The organism is Paenibacillus oenotherae (genome assembly GCF_019443105.1).
Taxonomy (GTDB): Bacteria; Bacillota; Bacilli; order Paenibacillales; family Paenibacillaceae; genus Paenibacillus_Z; species Paenibacillus_Z oenotherae.
This window is the reverse complement of the sequence record NZ_JAHZIJ010000003.1, coordinates 51,990-73,422: the sequence shown is the minus strand read 5'-3', so window position 1 is coordinate 73,422 and position 21,433 is coordinate 51,990. Positions and strand designations below refer to the sequence as shown.

Annotated in this window: 24 protein-coding genes and 1 other annotated feature (1 of these 25 running past the window's edge); of the genes, 8 read left to right on the top strand and 16 right to left on the bottom strand. The window is 52.5% G+C overall.

The annotated features are described in order from the left end of the window. Positions 1 to 50: 50 nt before the first annotated feature. The 8 genes from K0T92_RS06595 to K0T92_RS06560 form a co-directional block, all read right to left on the bottom strand. Positions 51 to 1,709: a putative polysaccharide biosynthesis protein gene (locus K0T92_RS06595; RefSeq protein ID WP_219871655.1), complete on the bottom strand. Its 1,659-nt coding sequence runs from the start codon at positions 1,707 to 1,709 to the stop codon at positions 51 to 53. 24 nt (positions 1,710 to 1,733) lie between these two features. Beyond that, complete coding sequence (locus K0T92_RS06590) at positions 1,734 to 2,456, bottom strand: ThuA domain-containing protein (protein WP_219871654.1); 723 nt, start codon at positions 2,454 to 2,456, stop codon at positions 1,734 to 1,736. Between the two features lie 14 nt (positions 2,457 to 2,470). After that, positions 2,471 to 2,950 (bottom strand): DUF456 domain-containing protein, encoded by a 480-nt coding sequence (locus K0T92_RS06585; protein ID WP_219871653.1) that lies wholly within the window; start codon positions 2,948 to 2,950, stop codon positions 2,471 to 2,473. Between the two features lie 7 nt (positions 2,951 to 2,957). After that, the gene (locus tag K0T92_RS06580) at positions 2,958 to 3,710 is read right to left on the bottom strand and encodes a Cof-type HAD-IIB family hydrolase (protein WP_219871652.1); all 753 of its coding nucleotides are present in this window, start codon (positions 3,708 to 3,710) and stop codon (positions 2,958 to 2,960) included. Between the two features lie 320 nt (positions 3,711 to 4,030). Next, positions 4,031 to 4,912 carry a metal ABC transporter permease gene (locus tag K0T92_RS06575; protein ID WP_219871651.1) on the bottom strand — a complete coding sequence of 294 codons (882 nt, stop codon included), beginning with the start codon at positions 4,910 to 4,912 and terminating at the stop codon, positions 4,031 to 4,033. Then, a complete protein-coding gene (locus K0T92_RS06570; RefSeq protein WP_219871650.1) occupies positions 4,909 to 5,850 on the bottom strand; it encodes a metal ABC transporter permease in 942 nt (313 codons plus the stop codon). The genes K0T92_RS06575 and K0T92_RS06570 overlap by 4 nt, the downstream gene beginning before the upstream one ends. A 4-nt stretch (positions 5,851 to 5,854) precedes the next feature. Beyond that, on the bottom strand, positions 5,855 to 6,649 hold the full coding sequence (locus K0T92_RS06565) for a metal ABC transporter ATP-binding protein (RefSeq protein ID WP_219871649.1): 795 nt from the start codon (positions 6,647 to 6,649) through the stop codon (positions 5,855 to 5,857). 56 nt (positions 6,650 to 6,705) lie between these two features. Then, positions 6,706 to 7,665, bottom strand: a complete 960-nt coding sequence (locus K0T92_RS06560) for a metal ABC transporter solute-binding protein, Zn/Mn family (protein WP_246627938.1) — start codon at positions 7,663 to 7,665, stop codon at positions 6,706 to 6,708. Between the two features lie 712 nt (positions 7,666 to 8,377). On the opposite strand from K0T92_RS06560, the gene K0T92_RS06555 reads away from it, so the two are divergent. Next, positions 8,378 to 8,566: a hypothetical protein gene (locus K0T92_RS06555; protein WP_219871648.1), complete on the top strand. Its 189-nt coding sequence runs from the start codon at positions 8,378 to 8,380 to the stop codon at positions 8,564 to 8,566. A gap of 121 nt (positions 8,567 to 8,687) precedes the next feature. Here the strand turns inward: K0T92_RS06555 and K0T92_RS06550 are convergent, their stop codons facing one another. The 3 genes from K0T92_RS06550 to K0T92_RS06540 all read right to left on the bottom strand — a co-directional run bounded on the left by K0T92_RS06550 (position 8,688) and on the right by K0T92_RS06540 (position 12,524). Next, positions 8,688 to 10,712, bottom strand: coding sequence for a peptidoglycan D,D-transpeptidase FtsI family protein (locus K0T92_RS06550; RefSeq protein ID WP_343223645.1), 2,025 nt, complete (start codon positions 10,710 to 10,712; stop codon positions 8,688 to 8,690). 138 nt (positions 10,713 to 10,850) lie between these two features. Continuing rightward, on the bottom strand, positions 10,851 to 12,029 hold the full coding sequence (locus K0T92_RS06545) for a transglutaminase domain-containing protein (protein WP_219871646.1): 1,179 nt from the start codon (positions 12,027 to 12,029) through the stop codon (positions 10,851 to 10,853). 15 nt (positions 12,030 to 12,044) lie between these two features. Continuing rightward, positions 12,045 to 12,524 (bottom strand): hypothetical protein, encoded by a 480-nt coding sequence (locus K0T92_RS06540; RefSeq protein ID WP_219871645.1) that lies wholly within the window; start codon positions 12,522 to 12,524, stop codon positions 12,045 to 12,047. 206 nt (positions 12,525 to 12,730) lie between these two features. Between K0T92_RS06540 and K0T92_RS06535 the strand changes: the two genes are divergently transcribed. The 3 genes from K0T92_RS06535 to K0T92_RS06530 all read left to right on the top strand — a co-directional run bounded on the left by K0T92_RS06535 (position 12,731) and on the right by K0T92_RS06530 (position 14,641). Next, entirely contained in the window at positions 12,731 to 13,912 is a 1,182-nt protein-coding gene (locus tag K0T92_RS06535; protein WP_219871644.1) for an MFS transporter, read from the top strand. Positions 13,913 to 14,034: 122 nt separating this feature from the next. Beyond that, on the top strand, positions 14,035 to 14,166 hold the full coding sequence (locus tag K0T92_RS25255) for a hypothetical protein (protein WP_281423114.1): 132 nt from the start codon (positions 14,035 to 14,037) through the stop codon (positions 14,164 to 14,166). Positions 14,167 to 14,269: 103 nt separating this feature from the next. Continuing rightward, complete coding sequence (locus K0T92_RS06530; RefSeq protein ID WP_219871643.1) at positions 14,270 to 14,641, top strand: toprim domain-containing protein; 372 nt, start codon at positions 14,270 to 14,272, stop codon at positions 14,639 to 14,641. 268 nt (positions 14,642 to 14,909) lie between these two features. Here K0T92_RS06530 and K0T92_RS06525 read toward each other — a convergent pair whose 3' ends face one another. Then, positions 14,910 to 15,536 (bottom strand): SCO family protein, encoded by a 627-nt coding sequence (locus K0T92_RS06525; RefSeq protein ID WP_219871642.1) that lies wholly within the window; start codon positions 15,534 to 15,536, stop codon positions 14,910 to 14,912. Between the two features lie 28 nt (positions 15,537 to 15,564). After that, the gene (cyoE, locus tag K0T92_RS06520) at positions 15,565 to 16,422 is read right to left on the bottom strand and encodes a heme o synthase (protein ID WP_219871641.1); all 858 of its coding nucleotides are present in this window, start codon (positions 16,420 to 16,422) and stop codon (positions 15,565 to 15,567) included. Positions 16,423 to 16,673: 251 nt separating this feature from the next. On the opposite strand from cyoE, the gene K0T92_RS06515 reads away from it, so the two are divergent. Beyond that, a complete protein-coding gene (locus K0T92_RS06515; RefSeq protein ID WP_219871640.1) occupies positions 16,674 to 17,096 on the top strand; it encodes a cell wall hydrolase in 423 nt (140 codons plus the stop codon). Positions 17,097 to 17,132: 36 nt separating this feature from the next. Next, positions 17,133 to 17,675, top strand: coding sequence for a spore coat protein GerQ (gene gerQ, locus K0T92_RS06510; protein ID WP_219871639.1), 543 nt, complete (start codon positions 17,133 to 17,135; stop codon positions 17,673 to 17,675). Here gerQ and K0T92_RS06505 read toward each other — a convergent pair. After that, the gene (locus tag K0T92_RS06505; protein ID WP_246627937.1) at positions 17,659 to 17,958 is read right to left on the bottom strand and encodes a hypothetical protein; all 300 of its coding nucleotides are present in this window, start codon (positions 17,956 to 17,958) and stop codon (positions 17,659 to 17,661) included. The genes gerQ and K0T92_RS06505 overlap by 17 nt on opposite strands. A gap of 91 nt (positions 17,959 to 18,049) precedes the next feature. Here K0T92_RS06505 and K0T92_RS06500 point away from each other — a divergent pair, with 91 nt between their 5' ends. After that, positions 18,050 to 19,036, top strand: a complete 987-nt coding sequence (locus K0T92_RS06500; protein WP_219871638.1) for a metal-dependent hydrolase — start codon at positions 18,050 to 18,052, stop codon at positions 19,034 to 19,036. Positions 19,037 to 19,156: 120 nt separating this feature from the next. On the opposite strand, the gene K0T92_RS06495 is transcribed toward K0T92_RS06500, so the two are convergent. Beyond that, positions 19,157 to 19,384, bottom strand: coding sequence for an alpha/beta-type small acid-soluble spore protein (locus K0T92_RS06495; RefSeq protein WP_219871637.1), 228 nt, complete (start codon positions 19,382 to 19,384; stop codon positions 19,157 to 19,159). 121 nt (positions 19,385 to 19,505) lie between these two features. On the opposite strand from K0T92_RS06495, the gene K0T92_RS06490 reads away from it, so the two are divergent. Then, positions 19,506 to 19,685, top strand: a complete 180-nt coding sequence (locus K0T92_RS06490; RefSeq protein WP_219871636.1) for a hypothetical protein — start codon at positions 19,506 to 19,508, stop codon at positions 19,683 to 19,685. Between the two features lie 613 nt (positions 19,686 to 20,298). Here the strand turns inward: K0T92_RS06490 and trpS are convergent. Beyond that, positions 20,299 to 21,285, bottom strand: a complete 987-nt coding sequence (gene trpS, locus K0T92_RS06485) for a tryptophan--tRNA ligase (RefSeq protein ID WP_219871635.1) — start codon at positions 21,283 to 21,285, stop codon at positions 20,299 to 20,301. A gap of 66 nt (positions 21,286 to 21,351) precedes the next feature. Then, positions 21,352 to 21,433, bottom strand: a binding site (T-box leader) (it continues 169 nt past the right edge of the window).

The window sequence follows — 21,433 nt, the reverse complement described above, 5'->3', positions numbered from 1 at the left end:
ACTACTGTCTATTCTACCACGGAGAGGGGATGAATGGAAGATTAAAGAAGCTAGCGGGAATTGGCGCCAGACCGCGCTGCTACACGCATTATAGGACTTAGCAGCTTGCGCAGCGGCCCAGGGAACTGGCGGACATCCTCAGCTGTAACGACGCGCAGCACCACCAGAAGCAGGACATATAGACTAAGCGAAACAATCCCTGTCGCGGCTGCCGATAGAAAGTACATGACCTTGGCAGGCAGGATATCATCCAGCAGGCTTCGGCATGCCAGATCAATCGCCCACCCTGCGCCGGCTGAGATCGCGATGGTCAGCGTATACCCCAGCCAGCGAGTCCCGAGCACGGTGAATGCAACTTCTTTCTTAATGACTCTCATATTAAGTGAAGCAATTGTTATGAAGCATAGAGTAGATGCCAGAATAAGTCCGTAGACACCCATGAAGGGTGCAAGCGCCACACTGCCGGCTACTTTGACAACAAGCCCGATAATCGTACTCTTCATCGGCACTTTTGTCTTGCCGAGGCCGAACAGAACCGAACTGCTTGTCATCATCGTAATTTGAAAAATCGTACCAGCCGTAAGCGCCGCTGCCACGCCGCTGCCGCCTGCCCCATCGAAGATAAGGCCTGTTACCGACACAGCTGCAACAGTGAGCGCAAGCGCTGCCGGAACACCTGTGAAGACGACGATCCGCATCACAAGAGTGGTTTGTCTCTCGACCTCTTTCATATTGCGGGCAGCGTAAGCCGAAGTAATAACCGGAATGATGGAGGTACTGAGTGCTATCGCCAGAATCGGCGGTATGCCTGCCAACGCCTGCGCCCTCATTGCCAGCCAATCGTAGGCTTCCGTCGCGGCTTCCATGTTGCCGTAAAAGCTGTCAGTCAGCCGATGGAACAGGCTTGTATCAAAGTTGTACATGAATTGAACCGTCATCGCCGCGACCACAATCGGAATTGAGATCGAGAACATTTCCTTGTAGATCGAGCGGTAAGACCGCTTGCTCTCTCCTGCTTGAGACCGTGAAGGGGAGCGATCCCTCTCCGAAGCAGCCTCCTTCGCATCCATGCGCCGGAGCTTCCTGGCATACATAAGCATGACGAGAAATGCACCGATACTGCCAAACACACTTCCGAATGTGGCAGCAGCAGCAATCCAGCGGTCGCCCCAGCCCCATGTCAGCACAAGAAGAGCCAATCCTACGGCTACCAGCACACGGGCTACCTGCTCGACAATCTGCGATACGCCTCCAGCCATCATCATCTGACGGCCCTGGAAGTAGCCCCGCATCATAGCAATAACAGGGAAGAGGAGCAGTGCCGGAGCGATGGCCCGAATAGAAGTTACCGCCTCCGGCTGCTTCATAATATAAGCAATCTGCGGCGCAAGCACGAACATCAGCGTTGCGATCAGCAGTCCGGCGATCACGCCGAACCATAAGGCTGCCCTGTAGACGCGCTGCGCTTCCTCCGGCTTGCCGATGGCATAACGTTCCGATACCATTCTGCTGATCGCGCTCGGAATGCCCCCTGTCGCTATAATAAGCAGCAGCAGGTAAATATTATTGGCGGCACCAAAGTAGATGCCGCCTTCCTTGCCCATCATATAATCGAACGGTATGCGCTGGAACAGCCCGAGAAACCGGGCTACCAGCGCTGCTACCGCCAGAATAATTGTTCCTTTAATCAGGGAGTCTTTATTTGCCACGCCCAGCTCTCCGCCTTACGTTGTTTATTTCGCCTTGATTGGTTCGAGCGGCTGATGGTTGCCGCGTACTGGAGCAGCCGCTCCGCTTGGCGCTGCCCAGCGGATGCCGTTCTTGATAACCTGCAGCACATTCTCGTTGTAGTAAGTCGGATAAGTCTCATGGCCCGGACGGAAGTAGAAGATTTTTCCCTGGCCGCGATTGAACGTACAGCCGCTGCGGAACACTTCTCCGCCCTCAAACCAGCTGACAAAGATAAGCTCGTCCGGTGTTGGAATGTCGAAGTGCTCGCCGTACATTTCTTCACTTTCAAGCGTAAATTGCTCGGGCAGTCCTGCAGCGATCGGATGCGCCGGATTAACGACCCAGATGCGCTCCTTCTCGTTGGCTTCACGCCATTTCAGATCACAGCCTGTACCCATCAGCGTCTTGAAAATTTTGGAGAAATGTCCGGAGTGAAGCACGATAAGCCCCATACCGTTCCATACGCGCTCTTTGACACGCTCGACAATGGCATCCTCGACTTGATCATGAGCCATGTGGCCCCACCAGAGAAGCACATCGGTGTTGTTCAACACTTCTTCTGTCAGGCCATGCTCAGGCTGATCCAATGTTGCGGTGCGAACCTCGAAGCCGTCCGTGCCAATACCGTCAGCGATTGCTTTATGAATCCCTTCCGGATACACCTTGCGCACGACCTCATTGTTGATCTCATGCTTGAACTCATTCCATACTGTAACTTTAATCATCCTTGTTCAGCCTCCTATAGAATCCATATGATGAATAAAACAATCATACCCAATTGCAGAATAAACTTCACAACCATGCTGGAGAAGAGCCCTACCACCGCGCCGAAGCCAACCTTCATAGACTTCTCAAGATCGGAACCGGCAATCAGCTCGCCGATAATCGCTCCAAGCAGCGGCCCAAGAATAAGGCCAAAAGCCGGAATAACGAAAGGCCCGGCAATGATGCCGATTGTACTGCCCCACACCGAGGCCTTGGACCCGCCGAACTTCTTGACGCCCCAAGCGTTGACCGCGTAATCAGCTACGAATAAGGCAATGACAATAATCGTCTGGATCGACCAGAACCAGAAGCCGAACGGCTCCCATGAGATAAAGAAGCCGTAAACGAAGAATGCGGCATAGATCGCAAGCGCTCCCGGCAGAATCGGGAATATCGCGCCGCCCATCCCGACAAGAAACAATAGAATCGTAATAATCCACCCGGTTATCTCCATCGCTACCTCACTCCTTCAGGACATAATCCCGAATCAGCTGTGCAACAGCATGCTCGTTATTCGTCACCGCAATCGCGTCCGCTGCCGCTTTGACCGCATCCTGGGCGTTGCCCATTGCGACACCAATTCCGGCTTCCCGAATCATGGCGATATCGTTCATGCTGTCGCCCATCGCAGCAACCTGAGACATGTCCAGGCCAAGCACCTTGCACAGCTCGCGAAGCGCGCTTGCCTTCGATACGCCCTCCGGATTCAGTTCCAGATTCCATGGCGACGAATTCGTAATTTCCATCCCGCCCCAGCCGGATACTTCCGCCAGAATACGCTCGCGCATGGCATCGTCCTCGGTATAATAGCCGAATTTGAGCCAGTGATGACTATCGTAGTCGTCTTTGGGCATGATCCATTTCTCTTTGTTGTAGATGTCGCCTACCGTGTATGCCCAATACCAGCATTCCTCATTGCGAAGCGCAACCTCATGAAGCCGCTTTATGTAGCTCGCCGGCATAAGCGAGCGCTTATGGAGCACATGCGGACGCCGCCATATTTCGCCGCCGTTGACCGTGATCATCGGGGTATCCAGGTTCAGCTGTTCCGCGTACGGAAGTGCGCTCTGGAACCCGCGGCCCGTTGCGAAGCAGACGAGAATGCCCGCATCGATCGCCTTGCTGATCCAATGCGCGTTCTCACTGCTAATCTCACTTTGTTCATTCAGTAATGTACCGTCCATATCAATCGCCACTAGTTTGATCTTGCTCATGCATGCCTCCCCACACTGCCAGTCAAAGCAGCTGTACTTCTTCTGTCTAACGACATATTAGCACATTTTGAGCGGAATCCAAACCGGGCCGCTCCGCTGCCCCCAGTGCGATTGTTGCGGTACGCTTCCCATTATAGAGAATTGAACGGCATAACGGCTATCCGATCTTGCGCAGTTTTTATTGCATCTTGTAGTCATATGGCCGGCAAAGGATCGATCTCAATCCCCCCTCGACAATCAGATTCGCTACGCGCATAATTTCCTGAACAACAAAAAAACTGCAGCGCCCTCTACGGGCTGCTGCAGTTTTATGAAATTCCTTATATCGTGCGTTCGCGCAATGAACGGCGGCGCAGCTTGCGTGCAAGCAGCCCGTGGGACGGCGACAGCAGAAAGGCCAGAATGAACAGCACAGCCGCCGCGCATACCATACAGCCCGCGATCGAAGCGTCCAGCACAACAGATACGCCATAACCGAGCCCTGTGCTTGCAAGCCCGATGGCAACGCTGATGAAGATCATCGCTCCAAGGCGGTCAGTGAGCAGGTAAGCGGCAGAAGCCGGAATAATCAGCATGCCGACTACGAGAATAGCGCCAACGCTTTCGAACGAGCTGACCGTCGCCATCGACACAAGTCCCATGAGCAAGTAGTGAAACAAGGCTACCGGGATGCCGATTGCCGCCGCCAGCGCCGGATCGAAGGCGCACAACTTGAACTGCTTGTAGAACAAGCCGATGACAGCGATGATGACCAGCAGCGTGAATCCGAGCATCCATACGGCCTTAGGCCCCATGTCACTGCCGTGCAGCTCCCAGGTATTCCAATGTACATGGGCAATCTCCCCGTACAGCACACAATCGAGATCAATATCGACATGCTTAAGATTCAAGCTGACCAGCACGACGCCGATTGCGAACAAGGCCGTAAACACAACGCCAATTGATGCATCAGCCTGCACGCCGCTCTGTTGGAAGAGCTGAATAAGAAAAACGGTAATAAGACCAAGAACGGAAGCGCCCAACAGCATCACGAACGAATCTCTAGATCCGCTCATCATAAAGGCAATAACAATGCCTGGCAGCACGGAATGGCTGATGGCATCACCGATCATCGACATTCGGCGAAGAACGAGGAAGCAGCCGAGAATGGCGCAGCAGCTTGCAACAAGACCGCCGGTCAGCAGTATCCAGAAATCTGTCATAGCGAGCCACCCTCCTTCGCCAGATCGCGCACCCGTCTACTCTGCTCTTCCAGCAGCGTTTGACGCGCCCGAGAGCGGGTGAGCCGCTTCGCCAACAGACCGCGACGCGGTCCGAACAGCAGAGATACGACGAACAATAAAGTTGAGGCCAGTACACTGATCGGACCCGTAGGAAGACTTGCTGTCGTAGAGCTAAGCCATGTTCCCACAACTCCGGCAAGTGCGCCGAACAATCCGGACATGATCACCATTACGCCCAGCCGATCCGTCCAATAACGTGCCGACACCGCTGGCGTGATTAACAACGCCGCTACAAGCACAACACCGACGGCTTGAATGCCCACAACGACGGAGACGACGATGAAGAACATAAGAAGCTGTTCCAGAACACCTACCGGAAAACCAAGCCCGCGGGCAAAGCCGGGGTCGAATGAGATCAGCTTGAATTCCTTGAACAGCAGCGTACACGCAGCAACGATAAATGCACAGACAATGAGCATCGTCTGCACATCAGAGCCGATCATGGAGGCCGCCTGGCCGAACAGAAATTTATCCAATCCGCTCTGATTGCCGTAGTCGCTATGTTGAATCTGGGTCAGCAGCACAATGCCAAGTCCGAAAAAACTGGACAATACAATCCCCATCGCCGCATCGGATTTGATGCGGGAATAGCGGGTAATCCAGCTGATGCCGAAGGTGGCGAGCAATCCGGAAATTCCGGCCCCAATCAGAAACAGCAGAATCGACTTCGTACCCGTCAGCATGAAAGCTATACAAATGCCCGGCAATGCAGAATGGGCGAGTGTATCGCCCATCAGGCTCTGCTTGCGCAGGTAGGCAAAGCAGCCGATAACTCCGCTGCATAGACCGAGCAGCATACAGCCAAGAAGTATCCATTGCGAGTTTGGATCAGTCATCATATCCCAAAGCGACTGCATGTCCTCACCCTCTTCCTTTTCCGGAGAGCAGTGTCAGTTCTTCATCCTCTTGCCGATCCAGAAATGCGAACCGCCCGCCGTATGTCTGCTGCAGGTTGGAGCGTGTGAATACATCCCCCGTCTTGCCGAAAGCCTGTACCTCAATATTGAGCAGCATGACAGAGTCAAAATATTCCTTAACCGTCGCAAGATCGTGATGAACGACGATTACGGTCTTGCCTTGCCCTTTAAGCTCCTGCAGCAGCATAATAATCGCTTTCTCCGTAGCTGCATCCACCCCCGCGAACGGCTCATCCATGAAATACAGCTTGGCATCCTGGGCCAGCGCTCTGGCGAGGAAAACCCGCTGCTGCTGCCCGCCGGACAACTGGCTAATCTGCCGGTCTGCGAACTCTGCCATGCCTACCTTCGCGAGACATTCCAGCGCGATTGCCTTCTCCTTGGCACCCGGCCTGCGGAACCAGCCAAGGCGGCCGTAACGGCCCATCATCACAACATCCAGCGCGTTCGTCGGGAAGTCCCAATCCACCGATTCGCGCTGCGGCACATAGCCGATCAGCTGGCGCTGCTCGTTATAAGGCTTGCCGTACACCAGCACGCTGCCATTCAGCTTGGGGATCAGACCCAGCGCTGCTTTAATAAGCGTGGACTTGCCCGCGCCGTTAGGCCCGATAATGCCGATCAGCTCGCCTTCCGTCACTTCCAGCGTAACATTGCGCAGCACAGGCTTCTTCTGATAAGCGACACTAAGACCTTTTATTTGAAGCGGCACTCCTGCGGTTGTTGATTGTCGCGTCATCGTTCTCACTCTCCACTTGGACCGCTGCACATCCGATTGGACTGCAACGAACCGTTCTATTTCAATGCATGGACGATCGTGTCCACATTATGCTGTACCATTCCAATATAAGTGCCTTCCTCGGTTCCTCTCTTGCCCATTGCATCCGAGAACAGCTCGCCGCCGATAGCGACATCATGTCCCATCTGCTTGGCGCCCTCGATGACCGCTTCAATCGACTTCTTGGGCACACTCGATTCGACGAATACAGCTTTGATCTTGTTGTCCACCAAATAATCTCTGAGGGTGGTTACATCCTTCGTGCCATATTCCGAGGCTGTGCTCATGCCTTGAAGCCCCATAACCTTAATGCCGTAAGCATCTCCAAAATATCCGAATGCATCATGCGCCGTTACCAGCACGCGGCTTGCTTCCGGTATAGATGCGATCTGCTCCTTCGTATAGCGGTCGAGCTCTTCAAGCTTCACCAAGTAATCAGCGGCGCGTTTCTTATAATTGTCCGCATTGGCAGGATCCTTCTCTACAAGCGTATCGCGGATCACCTCAGCAGCGGAAATCCAGTTGCGTACATCAAACCAGATATGCGGATCATGCGCGCCTGCTCCCGATGGATCAGACCTGAGCGCTGACTCCTCCAACCGGCTGGACACAGCGACCGTCGTCTTCTTCTTGCCAAGCTTCTCCAGCATTTCAGCCATCTTGCCTTCCAGATGGAGACCATTGTAGAAGATGACGTCAGCTTGATCCAGCTTCTTGATATCCCCTTGCGAAGCTTTGTACAAGTGGGGGTCAACGCCCGGGCCCATCAGGCCAATGGCCTCGACGTGATCCCCTCCAATATTATTAACCACATCCGCGATCATTCCTATCGTCGCAGTTACTTTCAGCTTGCCTTCACCTGATGTGAAATCATTCCCACTATTGCTGCCGCAAGCCGTAACAAACAGCATTACTGCTGTCAGGAATAGCATGGCCATAATCCAGCGGCGAATTGCAGAATTTGTTTTGAGCCGCATTCCAATTCCTCCTCATTCTCTCCCTTATAGTTGCCGTTCATATCGTTGCATTCCCAGCGCTGTAGAAAACTCTATCCGCCCGCTTCGGGGCTTGTTTTGCCCAAATGAACATTAGTTTACTCTATGCCTCTTTTTTACTATTATACAACAATGTTTCTCTAGTGCAACATTTATTTTTTACTTGGGCTTCGCTGCAAAACCGGCCTAGCAGCAGGACTGGCCTTATAACACGACGCCATTTATGGTAACGGTAATCGGACGCTGTCACACAGCGCCATGCTGCGTTGCTGCGATCCGCACACTCCATCCGCATGATGCGATCCGTGCGCTGTGATCCTACACACTCCATCCGCGTGCTGCGATCCGTGCGCTGTGATCCACACACTCTGAGCCGCGTGCTGCGATCCTACACACTCTGATCCGCATGCTGCGCTGTGCATCGGCATGCCATAGTAAAAAAAGCCTGCGCAAGTGCAGGAATTTCGGCTATAAGCGGCCATAAACAGTACAATGCCTGCGTAAGTGCAGGAATATGAGGCGAAATCGACCGATAAGAGAAAAATACAGCATAATACCTGCGCTTTGGCAGGCATTACGTTTTTAGCAGGCTGAAACGAGAGAAAGCCTGCCTGATCGCAGGAATATTCGACGTGTGTAATGTGTAACTTTGACCATTTATAAAATCCCCGTCCACACGGGAGGGGGCAGCAGTATGATTCGACGAGCAATCTTCTCTTTAGCAAAAGACTCTTTAGCAGCAGGCTATTTAGCAGTAAAGCTGTTTTGCAGTAAAGCTGTTTTGCAGCAGCAAAGCTATTTAGCAGTAAAGCTGATTTGCAACAAAGCTGTTTTGCAACAAAGCTATTTAGCAGTAAAGCTGTTTTGTAACAAAGCCGTTTAACAGCAAGGCTAAGCAGCATTTGCTCCACTGTTTTTTCGCATGGCGCGCATTTCCCGGCGCGGGTCGGACGACCACGAAACTACAAAAAAAACGAGCGGCACTTTCCCGCTCGTTACTCCATTTATTCCTTTGCAGCATTCCCTGTATTCGCAGATTTCTTCGGTGTGCCATGCAAGCCGATTTCCTCATCGTAAGCATCGAATATTTTGCGGGCGATTGGCGCAGCGCCGATTCCGCCGAAGCCGCCCTCAGGAACGATAACAGCAACAGCAACGACCGGCTTCTCTGCAGGCGCGTAAGCGATAAATACAGCATTATCCTTCTTCACTCCGCCAGCTACCGTTTGCTCTGATGTACCTGTCTTCCTAAGCACTTTGTAAGGCGCATCCTTGAAGGACTCGACATTAACCTGTGCCATACCCGTCTCGATTTCCTTCCAGTAGGCTTCCGGTATATCGATCGTATTCAACACTTCAGGCTCAAACTTCTTCACTACATTGCCTTCCGCATCACGTATCTCATTAACGAACTGCGGCTTCATCCGCTTGCCGTGATTCGCCAGCATCGCTGTGTACTGTGCAAGCTGCAGCGTTGTATATTTGGCCTGCTGCCCGAAGGAGGCGAATATGAGCGCCGATTGCGAGCTCGCGACCTCCATCTCATGGAAGTAGTCAATAACGCCCTTACTCTCATTGGGCAAGCCGCTGCCGGTCAGTACGCCTAAACCGAACTGCTTCATGTAGCTGTCCCACAACTCAACGCCTTTGTTGCGGTCACGCTCATAGAGCGCGTTGCCGATCATTTTGGCCATCCATGGATTGGAGGACTTGGCAATCGCAAGCGCCGGATCAAGCGAGCCATAGGAATGGCCCCTGGCATTCCCGATCCGCCGGCGATGCACACCTTCCTTACCGTAATAGAATGCTCCCGAATCATACCAGCGATCAGTGGTCGAGAATAGCTTCTCGTTCAACCCGATCAGCACGGACAGCGGCTTGAGCGTAGAGCCCGGCGGCAGGATGGAGGAAGGATGCTTGTTAAGCTCCTTGTCCGTCTTGTATGGCCCGTTAACCGTAGAAATCGTTCCGTTCGGCAGCATATTTCCAATTTTCTCATAATCTTCTGTACCAATACTGCCGCCTTCCCAAATATTCGGATCATAATCCGGCATACTGGCCATGGCAATAACTTTCCCTGTATTGACCTCCATTGCAACAGCGAAGCCGATCTTGGCATTGGGCTGGCGATCCTTCGTATAGGTCGTCTGCAGGTAGTGCAGCTGATCCGTGATCGCTTTCTCTGTCTTCAACTGCACATTCCGGTTAATCGTCAAGTACAGATTATTGCCCTTCTCGGGCTTCGTTATTTCTGGCAATCCGACGATGCGGCCTGCTGAATTGATAGGATACGTCTTGAGTCCGTTCTTGCCGCGAAGCTCTTCCTGATACAGACGCTCCAGTCCATCGAAGCCGACATCCTCCTGCTGGAGATAGCGCAGCCGCGCATCAGGCATGACGTCCCGCTTATCCTTGTCTCTGTAGTAATCGATATTGTTGGAAACCCCTTTGAATTTCTTCAAATAGCCCACCAACTGAACGGCAATCGTATTCTGGTCATAATGCCGGATGCTCTCTTCCAGAATATCGATCCCTTTGTACTGATCACGATTCTCCAGAAAATAAGCGATTTCGTCATTCGTTAGTCCGCTCTTGATGCGCCGCGGAACCGATACGATATTTTGCTTATATTTCAAATCCATATTTTTAATAATCTTATCAAGTGTCAATGCCTGCTTGGGATCGCCAAGCTCCTCGAACACTTTCAACAGACGCTTCGCCATCGCTTCAGAGTCTGCAACCTTGGAGCCCGGCTCAATCGTGTAGTAGAGCGATTGTGTCGAAGTCGAGTACGCAATCCGCTCGCCGCTGGAATCATAGATATTGCCGCGTATCGGCGGGATAAGCACTTCCGTGCTGGATATGCGGTTCTCTTCCTCCCGTAATGTAGGGCCTTCTACGAACTGCAGGATCGCCAGCCTGACGATAAGCACACTGAATAAGAAAAAAGTGATAAAGAAAAATAAATTCAATCGAAAGGAGAAATGCCGTCTATTGACTATCTCCCTCTTCTGCGGATCATCCTGCACCGCCCTGCCTCCTTCCTTCCCAAAAATTGCCTTTGCAGTCTCCCCTCTTACGGAACTGCCTTTAACACTCCCGTCGTATTCAAACACGCTTACGACTTCCGCCATGTTTACGATTTATGACTCCGTTATAAGTACGAGTTATGATTCCCCGTACATAGCTGTGATTGATGACTCCCTTATATGCGTACGCTCAAAGTGCTGCGGATCGAACCAATCGCCTGTCGATGCCCATGTCGCGTCGAGCGGAATCCATCCCCCGTCGGCAAGCCGAACCTCGTTCCAGGCATGCGGGCCATAACCGCCCCGGCCATCCGCGCCCTGTCCAGTCACAACCCGCACCTCAAGTCCGACGGTACGCGCCATGACGGCATACAGCCGGGCCACATCAATGCATACACCCTTGCGTGTACCAAATGTGTCCGCTGGCGTCTGTTCTTTCCATATGCCTTGTTCCACGTAATTGTCAGCTTTGTCCCAATCATAGGCAATGCGCGAACCGATCCAGTCATACAGCGCACGCGCCTTCTCCCTGTCGGATTCGGCATCCTTCGCAACGGCATGCGCCGCCTCTGCAATATTGTCCGGTACAGCGGAGTCGATCACTTCATACTTGCGCTGCAGAACCCGCCGAAACTCCGCTTCTACTGCTCCCGTCAATACCGGGCCGCGCTCCAATACATCGCCAGCAACCGGCTGAAGCAGCTCATCTGCCGTCTTGTTGTAGAAGCTCGAAGCCCGAATGGAATCGGTCAACGGTCCATCAGGCAGCAGGGAGACATAGACGAACAGGATTGCAATCACGACAAATGCGCGCCCTGCCCCCAGCAGTGCGCCAATCGCCGCTCCAGTAGTGCGGCTTGCCGCCTGAGGGAATAACTCCTGCCGGGGTTCGCCGTTGCCGCCGCTTCTGTATCTCTCAAACAGCATAGCTCCGAGCGGCTCAAGAAATCCAAGCACGAAGCGAAGCAGCATGTAACATAGCAGAAACAGCAGGCCAAAACGAAGCAGCTCAAAATCGCGAATGCTGGTCACGAAGGTGTACCAGAACTGTGACAACGCGCCAAGCTGTTCCTGTGGCACAACAATATTCCGCTCAATAAGGTATGCTCTCAGATGCGGTGACAGGAAGGCCGCTCCGCGCCCTGCCAGCAGCAGCGATATTACGACCAGTGCCGCCGTCCAGACAAAAAAGAAAAGGCGCTTCGCAGATCCCGATGCGCCACTTCTCAGACCTTGAACAAGCGATACAACCAAGACAAGCATGACCATTAGCGCAACTGGTTCCGGCTTCAATAAAGCTTGAACCCAGGTGTTCATGTCAGCATCTCCTAATTAACCATTCTTCTTCGCCTGATCGATTAAAGCCCGTATCGTCTCATCTATCTTCCAGGTTCCAAGCGAAGCCCCTTGAAACGAAACTTTAACCTCGTTGTCTCCGGGTGTGCCATTCAGTTCCAGATTCTTTGATTTGATCGTGAATGTGCCATCGTCATTCACTGTGTAGGTCGCATCCTTCGCTTCGCCGACCATTGCGGATATCGCCTCTTGCTTGACGCCCTCAGCAACCTTCGTGCCGAGCTCCTTCACGTCATCCAGAGTGACATTCGCCGCCAGACCCTTGACCTCTTCCAGGGTATAGCCGCTGTACACGACAAGGCCAAGTACAATTCCGATGATAATAAGCCATTTGACAACGGTCTTCACAACACGAATTACAATGAATAATGCCACAAGTGCGATGACAAGTATAAACCAATTATCTTGAAAAAATTGAATCCAAGTGTCCATATCATAGTTAAAATCAAAGCTCATTATTCTACTCCCCCATTATACGCTCTCAATAGCCCGAACACAAAATATTATACCCCATGCGCAAATCAGCGTAAACCTCTGCCTCCCGGTTCCTCCAATCCTATCCAGCTATAGACATAAGACGGCTTATCCAAGCGTACAAGTAGTAACATGTCTCTATCTGGTTCACTGTTGACCGTTTGAGTATGTGCTTGGGAGGGGTACTGTTGAGAACCGCTGTATGGCTTTATCTGTTTCTGTTTGTCGCATTCTTCGATCTGCACGCCCAATATCCGATATTGACTCCATTCGCCGTGTCGCTGGGGGCAGCGCCATCATTCATCGGCCTGATGATGGGCTTGTATTCCATCACGCACTTGCCAGGCAATCTGATTGCCGGATATGGCGTGGACCGTTACGGCAGCCGCCTGTTCATCGTATTCAGCCTTGCCGCCGCCGGGGTTATTCTCGTCCTGCAATCCAAGGTAACCGATCCGTGGCAGCTGCTCGTCCTGCGCTCCATCAGCGGCTTTGTGCTTGCCTTTCTGTCTCCGGCCTGCATGTCCCTTCTTGCCAGAATCGCCAAGGACCGTGTCCACCAAGGCAAGCTCATGGCCGGCAACGGGCTTGTGCATACCATTGCATCCGTCGTTTCGCCTGCCGCAGGCGCCTATATGGTCGCACAGATCGGCTTTACAACCGCTTTCCTCATCCTGGGCTGGGTTCTCATAGGGACAGCGACCTGCGCCTTGTTCTTTATCCGTGAAGCCGACTCTTATAAAGACGATCCTGCCGCCAAGAAAGTTAGCGCTGCACCGGATAATAATGAGGATGATCCTGATTCGGCCCATGCGCATAAAGTGCCCTGGATCGTCTACACCCTCCCCATTGCAATGAGCTGTGCGCAGGGCATCCTCTCCTTCGAGCTGCCGCTTATGGCCAAGACGCAGGAGGCAATGCTGGAGACAGGGCTGCTCTTCTCCGTCGTCAGCCTGGGAGCGCTGCTTACGCTGAGCATGCTGTTCTTGAATCGCCTGTCCCCCTATCTTCGCACATTATGGGGAGCATTGATGCTCGCGGTTACCTATTTCGCTATCGCTGCCGATGCGCCACTGCCGCTGTATGCGCTCCTTCTTCTGCTTGGCATGGCCAAAGGCGTTATTTTCCCGGCATTATCCTCACTGCTTATTGAACTCAGCGGCGGGGTTCGATATGGGCGAACCTTCTCTGTTCTGTCCATCGCCTTCTCTGTCGGCGCTTTCCTTGGGCCGATGCTGGCCGGACAGCTGCGGAATGTCGTCTCGCCGTACTACATCGCATTCGTGGCGCTTATGCTCGCGGTCTCCATTCTCCCGTTCTACAATGCGCGATCCGGACGCAGCAGCGCCCATTTTTCCCGAACTGGGTAAGCGCACAGGGCTAATGTCCCCCGCCGTCATACGCTGCATCATGGCAACCGACCAGACCTTGCGTTCGGAATGGAATTGTTGCGCTGGTCCGATCTTTTGCGGAAAGAGGGGTGACTACAACGATGTCTCAATGTGCAGATCCTATCCATGATCGTTATGGCAGCCATGTCAAAAGAGCCTTTACATCAGTAGGTACGATTCTTGTGCTGTTCATCCTGCTTATTATCGTTCTTGGCGGTTTGATGTGCTGGTAATCCAGCATGGACAGCTTGGACCGACTAGACGGTTTGCCCACGCAAGCCGTCTTTTCGTTTCCGGTTGCGTTGGTATACAATAGCGCTAAGGAGTGAATCACATATGGACATCGCAATTATCGTGGAAGGTAAAAATGACCGCAGCCGTCTGCGGCAGGTGCTGGCGGAGTCAGTGCCGATCTTCTGTACATACGGCACGCCCAGCACCGACCATATCGACACATTGCGGAGACAGGTCGGGGACAAGCAGCCCTATCTGTTTACTGATAATGACGCTTCGGGCAAACGCATCCGGGGCATGCTGCGCGATACCTTCCCGGACGCTGTACATATTTACACACGCAAGGGCTATCCCGGTGTCGAGAAGACCCCGGCAGATTACTTGATCGAACAATTAGAAAAAGCGGGTCTCGAGGAGTATATTCTATACCCGGCTCTCGATCCCGCTCCATGGAGCAAAGAAGATATGAATTGAAGTTGTGGATGTGAAGTGCGATGTAGATTGCGATGTGGAGGGAATGCTGCGCGGTGGATCGTTCCTCCGATCGCTGTTGTCACCCGGATTTCCTCGATCTATCAACCGTTAACGGTTGATATCCGGTGACAAAGGCGAACGCTTGCGCTTCTCCAGTACGATTCCACCCACTCATCCACCTCCACACACCTCACTGCACCAGAACTTCATTTGGTTGGTAGTAAAAGAAAATAACCATTCCATCACATAAAGGATGGAATGGTTATTTCTATTCGTCCACCAGGGCGTCTACTACGGCAACGATCCGGTCAGGTGTCATTGTCTCGTCGATGGAGCCTGTCATATATTTGCGGATCTTACCTTGCCGGTCAATGAAGGTGATCGTGTCGGAATGGGTGTAGAGTCCCGTCTTCTCGTCCTTCAATAAGCCAAGTCCGAAGTCCAGCATGAGCTTCTTCGTCTCTTCCTCGCTGTCTCCACGCAGGAACTTCCAGCCGTTCTGATCGATTTCACTTGGAATTTTGCCTATAAATTTGCGGATCGCATCCGGTGTATCCCGCTCAGGATCGAAGGTGACGGACAGGAATTCCACGTCAGAGCCGAATGCTCCCTGCTCCTTGAGCTTGTCCTGCACCTGGGTCATCAGGAAGGTGGTCGGCGGACAGATGTCCGGGCAATTCGCGAAGTAGAAATACACCACCCGCACCTTGCCGTTCGTATTCTCCAGAGATACCTCTTCCCCGTCAATGCTCGTCAGCTTGAATGAAGGCGCAGGCTTGTCCTGATCAAGCTTGGGCGCAGCTTCCTTCGTCGACGAGAGATATAAATAAAGCCCCATAGCTGCGCATAAAGCCAGCACTGCGATTTTGAATCCATGTTTGCGCGTGAAATCCATCTGTGTTCCCCCTTGATCCATTGGCGTTCTAGCCAATGCCATTCGTGTCTACAACCATTACAAAAAAGATGACCATCAAGTAGTTAATGGAAATAAAGAAGTTCGTTCTCGCCCACTTGTCCGTATCCGCCGCCTTCAAGCCCATCAGGGTATGGACGAGCCAGAGTACGCCGCCAAGCACCGAAATAATCAGAAAGAAATAACCAACATAATCATAGGTGAACATTAATATTCCCGTAGGCAGAAGGAGCAGAATATACGGAATCATCTGCAGCTTTGTCCGCTTTATTCCTTTGACCACCGGCAGCAGAGGATAACCCGCCGCGCGGTATTCTTCCACCCGTCTGATGGCGAGCGACCAGAAATGCGCCGGCTGCCATAAGAATAAGAGCGCGAACAACAGCCATGCTCCCATATCCACCTCATTAACCGCACAATAGCCGATTACCGGAGGCATCGCCCCGGATACACCGCCGATGGATGTGCTCCAGGTGGAGGTCCGTTTCAACCACATCGTATAGATAACGATGTAGACGAACAAGCCGAGCAGTCCAAGCCAGCCTGTCCGGGCGTTGACAAGCGTAAACAGAATCGCTATACCCGCAATACCGAGCACAATGCCATAAATGAGCACCCCCGCAGGATCCATCCTATTCATCGGCAGCGCGCGATTCTTCGTCCGTTCCATCTTCTTGTCCAGTTCCCGGTCCCAGTAGTTGTTGATGACGCAAGCGGATGCCATCGTCAGAGCTGAGCCGATCAACATATAAAGAAGCAGCATCCAATCAATATTCCATTTGGAAGCAACCCAGAATCCACCGAATGCCGCAATCGCATTAAGGCGAATGATGCCCGGTTTAGTCAGGGCCACATATTCTTTAAGCACAGCGAGCCTCCCCGTTCCATTACCGTACAGGCGCGAAGCGCCAATCCACGTATTAAATCGTTCTTAATCATACCGAAAAAAGCAGCAGATGACAATGTTCCTGCCCTTTGTTCATCAATTTGACACCGCTTGGTCAGCGAGGGGAATTCAAAACGATTTTATCCGGCCAAGGAACCATTTCGCCCATTCGTCAATACAATGACATTGTGGTTATAGCCCAGCTGAGCGAAAGGAAGTGAAATCCTTCAGATATGGCAGTTATTAAAGCGAACTCCGAGCAAGTCAAGGTTCTGGCAAGGCTTATGCGTGCTGAAGCAGAGGGTGAAGGCGATCTCGGAATGCTGATGGTGGGCAATGTAGGTGTTAACCGGGTCAAGAGCGATTGTCTCGACTTCAAAAATATTCGAACGATTCCGCAGATGGTTTATCAGCGGCCAGGCGGCTTCGAAGCGACTATTAAGGGCTACTTCTACCAGAAAGCGCGTGAGAGTGAGATCCGGCTGGCCCAGCGCATTATTAACGGCGAGCGGCAGCATCCGGCCACCAATGCGCTGTGGTTTTTCCGGCCCTCAGGGGGCTGTCCGGGAACATGGTACGACCAGCGCAACACCGGCCGTTTCAAGGCCCACTGCTTTTTTGCTCCGACAGGCGCGGATTGTCCGAAAGTCTATTAAGCTTGTTTCATGACACGAAAGCGAGGAATTGGGATCATGTCTAATTACGGGTACAACAACGTGGTAAATCCAGCAAGTGTGGGAGGGCAAGCGGGCTTCAACCCCGGATACGGCCAGTACCCGCACCAGCCGGTGGCACAGCCGTTCCCGGCTATGCCAATGACTCTGCCGGCACAGGTAGCAGGTGCGCAAACGATGATGCCTCCCGGCGTTCCGAGCGGCGCAGTCGTCACTCCAGCGGGAGGCAATATCGTTGCGATGCCCGTTGTTGAAGAATCATATGTGGAGAACATCCTGCGGTTGAACCGCGGCAAGATGGGCACTTTCTATATGACCTACGAGAACAACCGGGAATGGAATGCCAAAATATTCCGCGGCGTTATCGAAGCAGCCGGGCGCGACCACGTTATTATTAGCGATCCGTCAACAGGAATGCGCTATCTGCTGCTGATGCTCAATCTGGACTATGTAACATTCGACGGCCCGATCGCTTACGAATATCCTTTCCAGGGCGGAAGCATAACGAACAAGACACCTCTTGGCACTGCAACTTTAGGCACCGTTACGAGCGGCCGTTAACCGGCCGGAAGGTCCATGCATGGATTTTGGGAGCGCCCCCCTGCACCCATTCTGCCATCGCATGCCAGGAAGAACGCTCGCTGCAGCGTTCTTCTTTTATCCTGCTGGCGCTGTATTCGTCCTCCGCTTCCCATACCTCCACAAACAGCAGCGGCTGATCGGTTCCTTCGTATAATTGAAAGCTCTGCGATTCCGCCGACCGGGCGGACATCCAACTCCGGTAATGGACTTCGTATTCCGCCGCAATCCGGTACTCTACAAAACAAATATGCAACAATCTCATCCTTCCGTTATAAGAATTCACGATTCAGAAAATACTGAGACGTACATATAAAAGTATACCACGAAAGAAAACTTGTAGGAGGAGACGCGACATGGATACCGGTACACATTTGGTGATGGGGCTTGGACTGGCGGGGCTCGCTACTATCGACCCTGTCGTCGCATCGGATCAGTCGGTCTACGCCGCTGTTCTGATCGGTACGATCGTCGGCTCCCAGGCTCCGGACTTTGACGGCTTGCTGCGGCTCAAGAGCAACGCCGCTTATATCCGCAACCACAGAGGGGCTTCGCACTCGCTTCCCGCGATCGCGATCTGGACCCTGCTCATCTCATTCCTGCTTCAGATGGGATTCGGATTTGCCCTGCCCTGGCTGCATCTTATCGGCTGGGTGCTGCTCGCAGTTGTTGTTCACGTATTCACCGATTTGTTCAACACCTATGGAACACAGGCAATGCGGCCGTTCACGGATAAATGGATTTCATGGAACATTATCCATATTTTCGACCCCATTATTTTTATCTCCCATCTCATCGCTATTTTATTATGGGCGCTTGGACTGCTAAGTCCGACTATTATATTCCCGACACTGTATGCCGGGCTGATCGTCTATTACATCTGGCGGACCATCGCCCACCGGATGCTGCGCAAGCAGATTATGTCGCTGGACACGGACCGCTCGGATAATGATCAGTACATTATCATTCCGACCATATCACTTTATGATTGGAACGTCGTCAAACGGCGCGAGGACGGCAGCTTCCTCATCGGCGATTACCGTCAGAAAAAGCTGCGCTGGGTGGATCGCGCCCGCTGCGACGATCATCCGGCCGTGGAGCTGTCCAAGAGCGATCCCTCCATCCGCTCTTTCTTATACTTCACCTCCTTCGCATGCGCTGAGGTGCGGGAGCATCCTTGGGGGTATCAGGTAAGATGGTCCGATGTCCGCTATCGGCACCGCAAACAATATCCGTTTGTAGGCGTCCTGCTGATGGACAGCGACTACAAAACATTAGGCTCGTATGTCGGATGGCTTAGCGATGACAGACTGGAGAAACGGCTGCGCATGAATACGTATTGACGATGTAAGGCCCCTTCTTGCACAATAGGAAGGGGCCTTGCCTTTGTGGCGCCCTGCTGCGGAGCCAAATAGAAAAGCCCAAGGTTTCCCTTGAGCTAATGTCTGCACAACCTGGTCTTATTAACGCAGCTGCGATTGTCCGGAAAGCTGTTGTTCAGCGATTTGTACAAGCTTCCGAGTGATGTAGCCGCCAAGAGATCCTGCATCGCGAGTTGCCATGTTGCCATAGTAACCGTCCTGCGGAATTTGAATGCCCAATTCTTGCGCTACCTCGTATTTCATTTGATTCAGAGCTGCGCTTGCTTGAGGTACGACCAGCGTATTGCTGCTGCGAGATTGTCCTGCCATGTGGGAATTCTCCTTTCATCTCTAAACGATGATGGTGTGTTGCAAGCTTATTATGATACTTTAGTGAAAAGAATATGCTTGCACAAAGAAGAATTTTAAAGAAAGAAGGAGGGACTTTCGAATGTCCAAGCCAATGGCCATGGGTTTTGCACTATTTTCCGTCTTGCTCATGATTCTGACAGGAGTCTTCATTAGCATTAACGGGTGGCTCGCTGCCCTATTTTTCGTCCTGACCCTGGCCTTTATCGCTTACGGGTTTATTGTCAGCGCCAAGATACGACGCCGCAAGCAGAGCCAATAACGCACTTCGCAAAAACCCGGAAGGGACTGTGGAAGGGACTGTCCAGAAAGTCCAATATCCAATGAGACAGTCCCAAATGATGTGAAAAGATGCCTCCAAACCACTTTAAACCTTTAAAAGTGGGCTGGAAGCATCTTTTGTTATATATGGAGACTTAGTGGGCCTCTGAAATCATCCAACCACTTTCTGTGACAACTCTTACTCCAAGTGAGGTTTGACGGCAGAGTGACGGAGTAAGAAGCCTGCGAATGTGCATGAATTTCGGTTGCAAGACGCCATAATGGTGAAAATGCCTGCGATGAAGCATGAATTTGAGAGGAAATCGGCCGATAAGGGGAAACGAAGGTGAAATACCTGCGCTCTGGCAGGCATTTCACCTTTAACAGGCAAGAAACGAGAAAATTCATGCCGTTTTGCATGTTCTGCATGTTCTGCATGTTCTGCATGTTCTGCATGTTCTGCATGTTCTGCATGTTCTGCTCGCCTGGCTCGTAGCCCGCAACACGCATGTCTCGGCGCTTGAAGTACGGATCGCCCTTCGGGACAGCCCCAGCCCCTTTTCGAAGCTCTGCTTGCTGCCTGCATGATACCGCATTTCTGCTACAACGGAATGCTAGCGCGGCATGACGAAGCCCATCCGCTCCTTGACATCGCGCAGCGTCCTGTTGGCCACAACGGATACTTGCTCCGCTCCCTGCTTCAAAATATCGTGAATCGCTCCCGAGCTGCGGATTTCCGCATACTTCGCCTGCAATGGCTCAAGCGTCGCCACGATATGCTCTGCGAGATCCTTCTTGAACGCTCCATAGCCCTGCCCTTCATAACGGGCCTCGATCTCTTCAAGCGTCAATCCCGCGCAGTGGGAATAGATGCTCATCAAGTTGCTTACCTCAGGCTTCTCAGCCGGGTTGAACTTGACCTCGCGTCCCGAATCTGTCGTAGCGCGGCTGATCTTCTTGCGGATGACATCAGGCGGGTCCAGCAGCGCAATGTAGCTGGCCGGGTTCGGATTGCTCTTGCTCATTTTTTTCGACGCATCATCCAGCGACATAATCCGTGCGCCCACTTTAGGAATATAGGCTTCCGGTATCGTAAAATAATCGCCGAAGCGCGCATTGAAGCGCTGTGCCAAATCCCTAGTCAGCTCCATATGCTGCTTCTGATCATCCCCTACCGGCACAAGATCCGCATTGTAGAGCAGAATATCTGCGGCCATCAGCGTCGGATAGACGAACAGCCCTGCTCCAATGGAATCTTTCCCTGACGATTTATCCTTGAACTGCGTCATTCTCTCCAGCTCGCCCATATAGGCCATCGTCGTAAACAACCAGCCCAGCTCGGCGTGTGCCGAGACATGCGACTGTACGAAGACGCTCGATTTGGCAGGATCAATGCCTGCTGCGATGAAGAGTGCAGCTACCGACTCGGTCTGCTCGCGAAGCGCCGCCGGCTCCTGGGGAACCGTGATGGCATGCAAATCGACGACCATAAAGAAGCACTCATGCGTATCTTGCAATTTCACAAAGTTTTGTATCGCACCGATGTAATTGCCAAGCGTCAGCTGTCCGCTGGCCTGAATACCTGATAGAACACGTGACATAATTCGCTCTCTCCTTCAAATGCTTCATAATATTGTGTGCATTGAACGCAAAAAAGGCCCTTCGCCGCAAGGGACGAAGAACCGTGGTGCCACCCTAATTCGCTTGTACAGGCATCCGCAAAGGACGCAAGCAAGCCTTCAAGTTCCA